We start from the raw sequence: 11,306 nt of genomic DNA, 5'->3' as shown, positions 1-11,306 counted from the left end.
GACAGTGCGCGGGGTAGGGATGCAGGCGCGTCGGCCAAGGCACAAGGCCCCAGCCCCCGGGGCCTGGTGCCCCACAGCTGGCTGGAGTGCCAACTGTTTGGTTGAGTGGTTCTTTGACCTGACTTTGTCCTCAACCAACCGCGTCGGGCGGTTTGCCCGTGTCCCGAAGGGCGCCGGGATCACTGCCAACAATCCAAAACGGCCGCAAGCGAACCGGTGGTGGTTCCCGGTGAGGACGACGGGAACGGCTCGACGTTGCTCGTGGGACGGGGCGGCAGGCCGGAAAACTCCTCGTTTCAGGCCTGCCGCCCTTGTTTTCTTTTCCGTCCGCGGCCGGGTCGGGTCCGTGGCCGGGCGGTTTTGGGGCCGGTGCGGGCGCTGAAAAGGTCGAAACCACGGTGGAGGTGCTTCGGGCGGCTGACATCGCCATGCTGGTCGGATGCGTGGGTTGCGCGGGATTGTGCCGCGCTCACCGTTCCTGGAAACTGGACTCGTGATTGACGTTGTGAGGCGACGACGCAGAGGTGTTGTCCCACCGGTTTTGGCCGCGCTGGTTCTGGCATGGCTAGCCGTGTGCATGGGTTGGCTGGCGGGCTGTGCGACGGATTCGAACGCCGTCCCGGTGGGGTCCCGGTATGAGTTCGCCCGACCGCAGATGGGGATGGAGTTTCGGCTGGTGATCTACGCCCCGACGCGGAGGGATGCGGAAGATGCGGCCGCGGCGGTGTTTGAGCGGGTGGAACAGCTCAACAATGTGCTGAGTGACTATGAGGAGGAGAGCGAGTTGAGCCGGTTGAATCGCACCGCGGGGACGGGCCGGTGGGTGCCGGTGAGCCGGGAGCTGTGGGAGGTCCTGGAGCACGGGCAGAAGATGGCGGCCTTGAGCGGGGGTGCATTTGACGTGACGGTGGGTCCTGTGGTTCAGCTCTGGCGGCGTGCGCGGCGTCAACGGGAGCTGCCCGATCCCGACCGACTGCAGCGTGCGTTGGCAGCGGTGAACTGGCGGCTGTTGGAGCTGGATCCGGAGGGTCGGCGGGTCCGCCTGCGGCGGTCGGGCATGCGCCTGGACCTTGGAGGTGTGGCCAAGGGTTATGTGATGGACGAGGCGCTGGCGGTGTTGCGGCGGCGTGGCTTGACGCGGGCGATGGTGCAGGCGGGTGGCGATTTGGCGGTGGGGGATCCGCCGCCGGGGCGGTCGGCGTGGCGGGTGCGATTGATGGGTTGGGAAACCTTGCCGGAGGCCGAACCCTCACACGTGCTGCTCAAACGGTGCGCATTGGCCACGTCCGGAGACCTTTTCCAATTCGTTGAGATCAACGGGGTCCGTTACTCGCACATTGTGGATCCGCGGACCGGCGTGGGTTTGACCAACCACGCGCTGGTGTTCGTTATTGCGTCGCGCGGTATGACGGCCGACGCGTTGTCCACCGCGGTCAGTGTCCTGGGACCTGAGGCGGGGCTCCGGCTTGTTGATTCGACAGCCGGAGCGGCGGCCCGCGTGGTGATGAACGTTTCCGGCGAAACCCGGACTTGGGAAACCCGCCGATGGAGCCGATACAGGGAACTGTAAGGCGCGGGTTGGGCGGCCGGCCGGATCGAGTGGGCGCAACCCGAACGCCACTGGAAGGAGTCCCGAGGTTGCTGGAATGCCGCCGATCAGATTAAGTTGATGAGCGCTGTGGTTGAGCAGGGTGGTTGGGGCCGGTTCCCAAACGGCGGAGATCGGATTTGCGAGAGGCGCTCGGCCCGGTGGCGACAGGAGGATGAAAAAGATTCTGGTCATTGACGACGAACCCGGGTTGCGGGAGATGGTCAACGCCGTGCTTACCCGCCGGGGTTATGTGGTCATTGAGGCGCCGGACGGCCGGGAAGGGGTGGAACTGGCGCGGCAACAGCATCCCGACCTGATCCTGTGCGATATCAACATGCAGCACATGAACGGGTACCTGACCCTGGCGGCGCTGCGCGATGACCCGGCCACGGCCGCCATCCCCTTCATCCTCATGACCGGGTATGCCGACCCGGCCGGGATGCGCCATGGGATGGAGCTGGGCGCCGATGATTATCTTCCCAAGCCTTTCACACCGGAACAACTCCACGCGGCCGTGGAGGCCCGCCTGCGAAAGGCCCAGCAGATCCGGGAAGCGGCGGAGCGTAAACTGGCGGATTTGCGGGACAGCATCAGCCTGGCCCTGCCGCACGAGCTGCGCACACCCCTGAACGGCATCCTGGCGTATGCAGAGCTGCTGGCGACGGACGCGGCGTCGCTGCAGCCCGAGGAGGTTGCGGAAATGGGCCAGGTGATTCTCGAGTCGGGCCGCCGTTTGGTGCGCCTGGTCGAGAACTTCCTCATTTACGCCCAGTTGGAGCTGCTGGGGACCGATCCCGCCCGGATTCAGGCGTTGCGGGAAAAGCGGACGCCGCATGCACGTGACGTTGTGGAGGCGCGGGCGCGCGAGGTGGCGGCCCAGGCGGGTCGTGGGTCGGATCTGCAACTTCAGCTGGAATCGGTGACCGTTCCCATGGCTGAGGAGTACCTGGCCCGCCTCGTGGAGGAACTGACCGGCAACGCGGTGAAATTTTCGACCGGCGGCACTCCCGTGGTGGTCCAGCTGGGCCGGGACTCGCAGGGGATTTTTTTGCGGGTGCGAGATCGTGGTTGCGGGATGAGTCCGGAGCAGATTTCCCGTATTGGCGCCTACGTGCAGTTCAATCGCAAGGTACGGGAGCAGCAGGGTTTGGGGTTGGGGCTGACGATTTGCCGGCGCCTGGCCGAGGTTCACGGAGGCGGGCTACTATTGGAAAGCCGGCCCGGGGAGGGCACGGAGGTGACGGTGCGCTGGCCCGGGTCGGAGACGACGGACAACGGGAATTGAGCCTCCCTGCCGCGCTGTTGGGCGCCCGCGGGTGCCACGTCCGCTGAGGACTACGGCCGGTGCACCGGAAGGAGGTTGTCCATGCGACGGACGATGGCTTGGAGCGCCTCCTCCCCGGCTTCGAGCGAGGCCAACAGTTGGAACTGCGCCCGGCAGCGGTCGAGGTTGTGGTCGGGGCGATGGACCCTGAAATAAGTGTCGCCCAGGAGGTAGTCGGTGAGGAACCGCAGGCCCGTTTCGAAGGTGATCAGTTTACCAGAAGCCACCAAAAGATTGCGTTCGGCAGGCGTGAGAAACGAACCTGCGGTGGAGAGGTAGCCCTCCACCAGTTTCTCAAAGAACGGCAGCTGAACCCGGACGCGCGTCAGGTCGCGTTCATCCTCCGGCGTGGGGCTTGTGGCGGTGCGGACCATGTCGCCAAAGTCGTACAGCACGGAACCGGTCATGACCGTGTCCAGATCCACCACCGCCACGGCGCGATGGGTTTGTTCGTCCAGGAGCACGTTGTTGATTTTGGTGTCGTTGTGGGTGATGCGTTCCGGGATCCGGCCCTGTTCAAGGGCATCCAGCACCACGCCGGCGAGCGGTTCGTGGGCCAGAGCGAATTCGATTTCGCGCCGTGCGTGTCGGGCGCGATTCACCGGGTCGCGTTCGAGGGCCCGACAAAAGGCCTCGAACCGCTTGCGGGTGTGATGGAAGTCCGGGATGGTATCGTGGAGCCGGGGTCCGGGAAGATCGGCCAACAGGGCCTGGAACTCGCCGAAGGCCCGTCCCACTTCCCAGGCCTGTTCAGGTCTGCTGACGGCCTCGCAGGAACGGACGCCTTCGATGCAGACATAGGTTCGCCAGAACTCACCCTCGGCATCCACCCAGTAGGACGCGCCGTCGTGCGTCGGCACCAGGGTCAAACAACGCCGGCCCGGATCCGGTTCGCCCCGTTCCTGCAGCTTGTTCTGCAGGTGTCGGCAGACCCGCTCGAGGTTCTCCATCAGGGCCCGTGGATTGCGGAAAACGTTGCGGTTGATCCGCTGGTGCACGTAACGGGTCCGGCGGCCGTTGTCGGCGTAGGTGGCCGTGTAGGTCCGGTTGATGTGGCCGATGCCCACGGGTTCGACCTGAACCAGCTCGCCGCAGACCCGAAACTGTCGGGCCACCTGTCGCAGCGTCTCGAGTTCGCTTCCCTGCATCATGGTCCGGTGGAATCAGACTGCAAAAGCCGCCGTTCCCCGGCAATGGGAAAGCCGGCCCCGTCCGGGTCGCCGGATGTTGGGCCGCGTGTCCGGACTTGACGGCGCGACTTCTGGAGGCTGCCGTGGACGCATGCGAGAGGCGCCCGGTCGGACCGGTCGGGCCGAAGGGTAATCCATGAACGAAAAGGAGCGAATCCAGTGGGCCGAGGAGGTGGAGCGACACCTCTTCCGCCATATCCTGCCGTTTTGGAGCGGACCGGCCGTGGACCGGGATCAGGGCGGGTTCCACGGCTGGTTGTCGGACACGGGCCAGCCCGACCCTGCGCGCCCGCGTGGCCTGGTGCTGAACACGCGGATTCTCTGGACGTTTGCCGCGGTGACGGACCTCCGACCCGAGGCGGAGTTTCACACGTTGGCCGACCGTGCCCTTGAATGGGTTCGGGGCCGGTTTTGGGATGCAGAGCATGGGGGCGGTTTCTGGCATGTGGATCGCGCCGGTCAGGTGCGGAACGACACCAAACAGGTTTACGGCCAGGCGTTCGGAGTGTACTCGCTGGCTCAGTATCATCTGGCGTTTGGGGATCCGGCGGTGCTGGAACGTGCCCGGCAATGGTATCGAACGGTGGAGGCCCATGCCCATGACGAGGAGCACGGTGGGTACCGTGAAGCCTTCGTGCGCGACTGGTCGCGCCCTGCACCGTCGCTGGTGGGCGGTACCGAGGTCGGCGCGGTGAAATCCATGAACACGCATCTGCATGTCCTTGAAGCATGGGCCACGCTGTATCGAGCCCGGCCCGACGACGGGCTGGGCCGCCGGGTCAGGGAGTTGCTGACGTTGTTCCTCGACAAGATCCTGGATGGGCAAACCCACCATTTGCGGCCCTATTTCTCGGCTGACTGGCGGCCACTGGGCGAAAACACATACACGTACGGACACGACATCGAGGCGGCGTGGCTTCTCTGCGAGGCGGCGGATGCGTTGGGCGATGCCGACCTCAAACAGCGCCTGGAACGCGTGGCCGTTCGGATCGCCGAGGCCGTGCTGAAGGAGGCTGTGGGGTCGGACGGCGGGGTCGCCTACGAGGGCAGGGATGGAAGGGTCATCGGGCCCCACCGCGATTGGTGGGTGCAGGCCGAGGCGTTGGTGGGCTTTTTGCACGCATGGGAACTGAGCCGCCGCGAGGAGTTTCTGAAAGCGGCCCGCGCGGTGTGGGATTTCATCCTGACCCGGGTCGCGGATCGTGTTCACGGCGATTGGTTCTGGCGGGTGAGTGAGCGGGGCGAACCCGACCGGTCGTTGCCCAAACTGAGCGAATGGAAGGGGCCCTACCACTCGGCACGGGCATGTATGGAGACCGTTCGGCGGCTGCGCAAGCTTCCCGGGTGAGGCCCTGTCATATGTTTTCATGACATGACGGTTGCCTAATGCCGGGTCAAAGTAGGGCCATACATCGTAGGCGTGTGAGGCAACCCTGTAGGCGTGCAAAAACCATGAAAACGCGATTCTGGATCTGGGCCGGTCTCTGCACGGCAGCGTGGACGCTGCAGGCGCAACCGCAGTTGTTGTACACCTTTGACTCCGGGGTGGAGGGCTTCCAAAATGTGGTCTGGCGCCCGAACGCACCGGCCGGCTGGGCCGGGGGAGCCACGATCCAGCAAAACCACACGGCGGGTGGGTGGCAGAACCGGCTGATCAAGGAGTTTTCGTGGGGCCCGGGCGGGGGTGTGGACAACCAACAGTTGGCCATGCAGGAGCTGGCCAATTATGGCGATCTGGCCCGCATCAGCTTCGATGTGATGGTGGACGGGGGCAGTTTCCCGCCTGATGTATCGGGTTGGTTTCAGCTGACCATCGTGGGCAACAGCGATGGTCCCAACGGTTGGACGCAGCGGGAGAACCAGTTCACAGTGACCGGTTGGCATAATGCCAACGACAGCACCCTGTACACGCTGCACATCGACCAGCCGTTCTCCTGGCTGGGATGGGAACCCGGCGATACGTGGTTCCAGTTGTGGGCGGGCGCCAATTCGCCCTCTGACATGCCGGTCAATTTTTACTTCGACAACGTGCGGCTGTATGTGGTGCCCGAGCCGGGGGCTTTGGGACTGTTCCTCTGGGGCGGATTCTGGCTTTGGTCACGCAGGCGAGGGTAGGGAAGCAGGGTTGGTCGCCGGGAAAAGGTTACCCGGCGGCACGGGCCGTTCCAAGGGGTGGAACGGCCCGTTTGCTTTTTGGGGACGCTGTCGTGGCCGGGCCGACCGCTCTGATGCAAGGGGGCATGCGGACGGGAGACGTCAGAACCGGCAATCCTTCCGCAGGGCGTCGGCCAGACGCCTCAGGTATTCCTCCCGTGGAATTTCAACGGCGCCGAGCAACCGGGTGACGGGCGTTGCCATCTGGGTGTCAAACAGTACAAAACCCCGTTCTCGCAAGTGCTGGAGCAGATGAATGAGAGCCACCTTGGAAGCGTCCCGGACCCGGTGGAACATGGATTCACCGGCGAAGAATCCGCCAATGGCCACCCCGTAGACGCCGCCGACCAGCTCGCCATTCTGCCACACTTCCACACTGTGGGCATGACCGAGCTCGTGCAGGCGCGTGTAGGCCATGATGAAAGCCGGGGTGACCCAGCTTTCCTCCCGACCGGGTGCCGGTTGGGCGCAACCTTCCATGACCTGGCGGAAGGCCCGGTCGCGCGTGATGGTGAACGGGTTCTTTCGGAGGAGCCGGCGCAAGCTGCGCGGGATGTGGACCCGGTCAAACTCAAAGATCGCCCGCGGATCCGGTGACCACCAGGTGATGGGGTTATCGGTCCAGGGAAAGATCCCTGACCGGTAGGCCAGCAGCAGTCGTTGGGGTGAAAAGTCACCGCCAATGGCCACCAAACCCTCGGCATCGGCCAACCTGGGATCGGGGAACCAGAGACGTTGACCGAGCAAAGCTGGCAGGACCGGCCAGGCGCGCATGGTGCCTCGCGAATGGCGGTTACGAGCCCGGGGAATGATTTCGCAACTGTTCCAGCAGGCTCATTTCAAACCAACCGGCCAGTTCCATGGTGGCCATTGCACGGGCGCGCTCGGGGTCCTTGGGCAGTTCTTCCGGCAGGGGGTCGGGGCTGCCCAGAGAGATCCAACTGCCAACGCGGACGTCGTTGAGCACCTGGAGCAGGGTTTCCCACTCCCCCGGCCGCATCTGGAGCTTCCAGCCGTGTCCGTGTCGCTGCAGGGTTTCAGGGCTGCGAATCCATTGCCGAATCTGGCGCCGCAGGGCGTCGCGCCGCTCCGCCAGGGCCTCTTCCAGCAGCTGTTGGATCTCGGCCGATTCGTCAACGCCCTGTGAAACCGCCTGGAACCGCGCATGAGCCGGCGGGACACACGGATACGCCTCGAGCAATTCCAACAACACCGCCCGTTCGGTGGGTGTCAGATAAAAACTGAGCTGGTTGTCACCGGCCTCGATGAGTTTCATTCGGCGCGTTCCAGGGTGGCGTGGAGGTTGTAACTCTGCAGCTGGTGGACGTAATGTTCGGCCTTCTCCAGCGTTTCCCGGGTGAGCACGCTCCGGCCCTGGTGATGAACCTGGAGCATGTGGTACTCGGCCTTGGATCGGGGCCACCCGAACACCACCTGAAAGACATGGGTCACGTAGTCCATGTAGTTGACCGGGTCGTTCCAGCAGACGACCAACCAGCCCGGATCCGTTTCCGGAGCCGGGCGATCCGACACGTCCGGTGCCGGCTGCACCTTTTCCGTGGATGCAACTGGATGGTTCATCGAGGGAACGATAGGCCGGGCGGTTCGGGTTGTCGAGGGGGCTGGCGGGCGGGGTCAGCGTAGGGACAGGTATTGGATGAAGTCCACGCCCAGGAGGCAGACGTCGTCTTCGAACTCCTGCTTTTCCGCAAAGGTCCGCACCTCGGCCAGTAGATGGTCGAAGAGCTCCGGCGTGGGTTCCTGCAACCGGGCGCGGACGGCGGCCTCCAACTGTTCGGTGGAGTAGAGTTCCTGGGCTGCGTTGTGCACCTCGTAAAGGCCGTCGGTGTACAACATTACCAGGTCGGAAGGTTGAAGGGTCACTTCCGCGTTTTGGTAGGTCGCCGTTTCGACAAGCCCGAGCGCCGGTTGCGGACGCGGTGTGGCCCGGGGCAGGGGACGGACCTCCCCGGCCGCCCGTTGCACGTGGAAGGGTCGGGGATGACCGGCATTGGCGTAGCGCAGGGTGCCGGTGGCCGCATCCGCGACCAGGCAACAGGCTGTGGTGAGGATGCTGGCATCGGCGTGCCGCAGGATGTTGAGCAGTTCCTGGTTCAGCCGCGTCAGAAGGGCGCCCGGGTCCCGTGCCAACGGTTTGAGCTCCTCCAACAACGCCCGGATGACAGCGGTGATCAGGGCGGATCGGACGCCGTGCCCCGCAACATCACAGAGGAACACCGAGGCCTCGGTTTCGGACAGGGCCGAAACGTAGTAAAAGTCGCCACCCACCTCGCCCGTGGGCTGGTAGCGCTGGGTGAACATCAGCGCCTGCCGTTCCGGTGTTGCCCCGGGCGGGAACACCGGGGTGTGCTGGGGGAGCAGGCTCATCTGGATCTCCCGGGCCATGCGGAGTTCTTCGGCCATCTGGGCATTTTTCCGTTTGAGTTCGGCCTGACTGCGGGCCAGTTCCTCGTTGGCCTGGCGGATGCGCTGCTCGGCCAGCCGCTGTTCGGTGATGTCCCAGAAGATGCCCTGCAGTCCGATGATCTGGTTGTGGGCACCGCGGAGCGGGGTTTTGACCACCTGGACGTAAAGGGTGCGGCCGTCGGGCAGCCGATGTTCCTCCACCAGATTGAGCGTTTGACCGGTGGCGATGACCCGGGCATCGTCCCGCTGGTATTTGCTGGCCAGTTCCGGCGGGTAGAAATCGAAGTCGGTTTTGCCCAGGATTGCCTCCAAAGGCCGGCCCAGCGTCCGGCAGAATTGCTGGTTGGCGAAGGTGAACCGCCCCTGGATGTCCTTGCGGAAGATGTTTTGGGGCAGCGTTTCCACCAGGGAGTGGTACAGCGCCTCGGAATTGCGCAGTCGTTCCTCGGCGATTCGTCGCTCCGTGATGTCCCGCACCGTGCCTTCGTAGTAGAGCAACCTGCCGGAAGCGTCGCGCACAGCCCGGCAGTTTTCGCTGATCCAGATGATGCGGCCGTCCCGGCGGAAGACGGGTGATTCGAAATTGGTCAGCACGTCGTGTTGTTCCATCAGACGCATGAACTCCTCCCGCCGCCCGGGTTGAACGTACAGGGTGGAGCCGATGTCGGTGATGGAACGCATCAATTCCTCCGGGCTTGAGTATCCGTAGATGCGGGCCAGCGCCCGGTTGGCCATGAGATACCGTCCATCCGGCGTGGTGCGGAAGATCCCCTCGGTCAAATGATCGAACACCTCCCGGTACCTTGCCTCGGCGTCCAACAGGGCCATTTCTGCCGCATGGCGTTCCATGGCGTAGCGCAGGGAACGCCGCAACCAGCGCATGTCCAGCTGCGACTTGAGCAGGTAGTCCTGTGCACCTGCGTGAACGGCCTCGCTTGCGACGGATTCGTCGTCGGCGTCGCCCACCACCACCAGCGGTACGCGCGGGGCGGCGTTTTTGAGCAGCGGCAAATTGGCCAGTCCCGCTCCGTCGGGCAGGGCGAAGTCCACCAGCGCCACGTCAAAGGACTCCCTGCCCAGTCGTTGTACCGCCTCGCCCAGCGAGGGAACGACAACGATCTCCGGGGCCGTGTCCCATGCCTGCCGGAGCAGTGCAGTGAGCTTCTCGGCAGTGGGCGGGTCGTGTTCTACGACCAGGATGCGCAACGGTCGTTCGGGCATTCGGGAACCGTCCTTGCGCCGGCGCCGGGCCGCCGAATGTGACGCCCCGCCGGCTCAAGCCAACATGTCAGGTCGATGCATCAAACGCAAGCTGGCGCGGGCCCGTTCAACCGGGCCCACCCTTCCGGACCGCGTGCGGGCGGCAGGTCAGTCGGTGATGACGAGCACCCTGGGGTGACGATCCAGGTCGAAGCCCAGTTCCCGCACGCTCGAGTGCGTCTCCAACAAGGTCGGGTCCGCCATCGGATCGTGGATCTGCACCTTGCCGGCGAACCGACCCAACCGCACAGACACTCGGTCGGTGCCCTGGACCCGCTCGTTCCAAAGAATCAACACCCAGGCGCCGTCCGGGCGCTGGAGCAACAGGTCGTGGACCGTGGGCGGCTGCGGGGTCAGGTCGTAATCCAATGGTTCCGGACGAAAACCGGCTCTGCCAGGGGCGGGCGCCTGGAGCAAACGGGTCAGCCGGTGCAGGTACCACGCGGCCGGCCGTGGACTGTAGTCGGGCCGGTAAAAACCGAATCGTTGGTTCCCACTCTCGTCCGTGCGGTCCCGAAGCAGGTAGACCGCGGTGTATTGCCAGCCACGCTTGAACTGGGCCAGGTACATGGTCAGCAGATGCCAGCCATGGACCTCTTCCGTAACGTCGGCGTGGACCGTGACCCCGGTTTCGGTGGTCACCCGGGGGAGGGTTTCCAGTTCCTTCGGGCTGTATCCGTGAAACCCTTTGAGCCAGGTCCGTCCGAAGTTCTTGTACAGGCCGTCCACCGGACAGTCCGGCGACGGATCAGCAGCCTGCCAACACTTGTTGTCCGTCAGGTGGGGCGCTGATGGATGGTAGATGTAGTTGTGCACATTGGCGGCATCGCCAAAGCGTGTGCCGGGCGGTAGAAGGGTGTTGGCCCCGGGCGGAACCTCCAGGAACTGAAGTCCGGCATTGTCGGTTTGCGCTCCGGGTTCGGAAACGGTCCACACGGGGTAATCGCGCAGTTTCGGGTGCGACCTGACAGCCCGATAGAGATCGCGCTGCAGAACGGCCACCGGGGCCCAGGAACTGGTTCCGCCCCCGAGACGGCCCTGGTACCTGACGGGCCAGTTGTTGGGTTCGTTGTTTCCCTCCAACGCCAGTAGAGCGCCGGCTTCAGCCAGGCGTTGCGCGCCGTCCAGCAGACGTTTCAAATCGTTGCCGCCGCTCAGGAGACCGTAACTGAAACGAACGCCGGTCTGCCGATGGACCTCCAGGAGGTTCCGCACCGGCACGTCGCTTTCGTACCCCGATCGCACCCAGCGAAGGCCGAGAAACCGAAGGGCCTCGATGGTCCGGTCGAGTTGTTCGCCGCGGCGTGACACGGCCGTGCCCACACCGAGGGAATTGAGAAATGCTTCCGAGCTGGCGGCC

At 64.6% G+C, this 11,306-nt stretch carries 10 protein-coding genes; 4 read left to right on the top strand and 6 right to left on the bottom strand.

Going from position 1 to position 11,306, the window contains the following annotated elements; all coding sequences use genetic code 11:
* Positions 1-577: 577 nt before the first annotated feature.
* Entirely contained in the window at positions 578-1,570 is a 993-nt protein-coding gene (locus tag G4L39_RS11415; protein WP_240893970.1) for an FAD:protein FMN transferase, read from the top strand.
* A gap of 193 nt (positions 1,571-1,763) precedes the next feature.
* The gene (locus tag G4L39_RS11410) at positions 1,764-2,876 is read left to right on the top strand and encodes an ATP-binding response regulator (protein ID WP_165108304.1); all 1,113 of its coding nucleotides are present in this window, start codon (positions 1,764-1,766) and stop codon (positions 2,874-2,876) included.
* Between the two features lie 50 nt (positions 2,877-2,926).
* Here G4L39_RS11410 and G4L39_RS11405 read toward each other — a convergent pair whose 3' ends face one another.
* Positions 2,927-4,066, bottom strand: a complete 1,140-nt coding sequence (locus tag G4L39_RS11405; RefSeq protein WP_205880971.1) for a phosphotransferase enzyme family protein — start codon at positions 4,064-4,066, stop codon at positions 2,927-2,929.
* 175 nt (positions 4,067-4,241) lie between these two features.
* Between G4L39_RS11405 and G4L39_RS11400 the strand changes: the two genes are divergently transcribed.
* Positions 4,242-5,453, top strand: a complete 1,212-nt coding sequence (locus G4L39_RS11400; RefSeq protein WP_165108303.1) for an AGE family epimerase/isomerase — start codon at positions 4,242-4,244, stop codon at positions 5,451-5,453.
* 104 nt (positions 5,454-5,557) lie between these two features.
* Positions 5,558-6,220: a PEP-CTERM sorting domain-containing protein gene (locus G4L39_RS11395; RefSeq protein ID WP_165108302.1), complete on the top strand. Its 663-nt coding sequence runs from the start codon at positions 5,558-5,560 to the stop codon at positions 6,218-6,220.
* Between the two features lie 141 nt (positions 6,221-6,361).
* Here the strand turns inward: G4L39_RS11395 and aat are convergent, their stop codons facing one another.
* The 5 genes from aat to G4L39_RS11370 form a co-directional block, all read right to left on the bottom strand.
* A complete protein-coding gene (gene aat, locus G4L39_RS11390) occupies positions 6,362-7,033 on the bottom strand; it encodes a leucyl/phenylalanyl-tRNA--protein transferase (protein WP_165108301.1) in 672 nt (223 codons plus the stop codon).
* 19 nt (positions 7,034-7,052) lie between these two features.
* On the bottom strand, positions 7,053-7,535 hold the full coding sequence (locus G4L39_RS11385; protein WP_165108300.1) for a DUF2017 family protein: 483 nt from the start codon (positions 7,533-7,535) through the stop codon (positions 7,053-7,055).
* A complete protein-coding gene (clpS, locus tag G4L39_RS11380) occupies positions 7,532-7,840 on the bottom strand; it encodes an ATP-dependent Clp protease adapter ClpS (RefSeq protein WP_165108299.1) in 309 nt (102 codons plus the stop codon). Before clpS ends, G4L39_RS11385 begins: the two co-directional genes overlap by 4 nt.
* 54 nt (positions 7,841-7,894) lie before the next feature.
* Positions 7,895-9,907 (bottom strand): SpoIIE family protein phosphatase, encoded by a 2,013-nt coding sequence (locus G4L39_RS11375; RefSeq protein WP_165108298.1) that lies wholly within the window; start codon positions 9,905-9,907, stop codon positions 7,895-7,897.
* 147 nt (positions 9,908-10,054) lie between these two features.
* A complete protein-coding gene (locus G4L39_RS11370) occupies positions 10,055-11,269 on the bottom strand; it encodes a glycosyl hydrolase (protein ID WP_165108297.1) in 1,215 nt (404 codons plus the stop codon).
* Positions 11,270-11,306 lie beyond the last annotated feature (37 nt).

It is taken from the genome of Limisphaera ngatamarikiensis (assembly GCF_011044775.1).
Classification (GTDB): Bacteria; Verrucomicrobiota; Verrucomicrobiia; order Limisphaerales; family Limisphaeraceae; genus Limisphaera; species Limisphaera ngatamarikiensis.
The sequence above is the reverse complement of the archived record's forward strand: the minus strand, read 5'-3'. Positions and strand labels throughout refer to the sequence as shown.

Coding starts and splice junctions, on each gene's coding strand:
- G4L39_RS11385 (WP_165108300.1), bottom strand. CDS start 7,535: ATGAAACTCATCGAGGCCGGTGACAACCAGCTCAGTTTTTATCTGACA.
- G4L39_RS11375 (WP_165108298.1), bottom strand. CDS start 9,907: ATGCCCGAACGACCGTTGCGCATCCTGGTCGTAGAACACGACCCGCCC.
- G4L39_RS11400 (WP_165108303.1), top strand. CDS start 4,242: ATGAACGAAAAGGAGCGAATCCAGTGGGCCGAGGAGGTGGAGCGACAC.
- clpS (WP_165108299.1), bottom strand. CDS start 7,840: ATGAACCATCCAGTTGCATCCACGGAAAAGGTGCAGCCGGCACCGGAC.
- G4L39_RS11410 (WP_165108304.1), top strand. CDS start 1,764: ATGAAAAAGATTCTGGTCATTGACGACGAACCCGGGTTGCGGGAGATG.
- G4L39_RS11395 (WP_165108302.1), top strand. CDS start 5,558: ATGAAAACGCGATTCTGGATCTGGGCCGGTCTCTGCACGGCAGCGTGG.
- aat (WP_165108301.1), bottom strand. CDS start 7,033: ATGCGCGCCTGGCCGGTCCTGCCAGCTTTGCTCGGTCAACGTCTCTGG.
- G4L39_RS11405 (WP_205880971.1), bottom strand. CDS start 4,066: ATGATGCAGGGAAGCGAACTCGAGACGCTGCGACAGGTGGCCCGACAG.
- G4L39_RS11415 (WP_240893970.1), top strand. CDS start 578: ATGGGTTGGCTGGCGGGCTGTGCGACGGATTCGAACGCCGTCCCGGTG.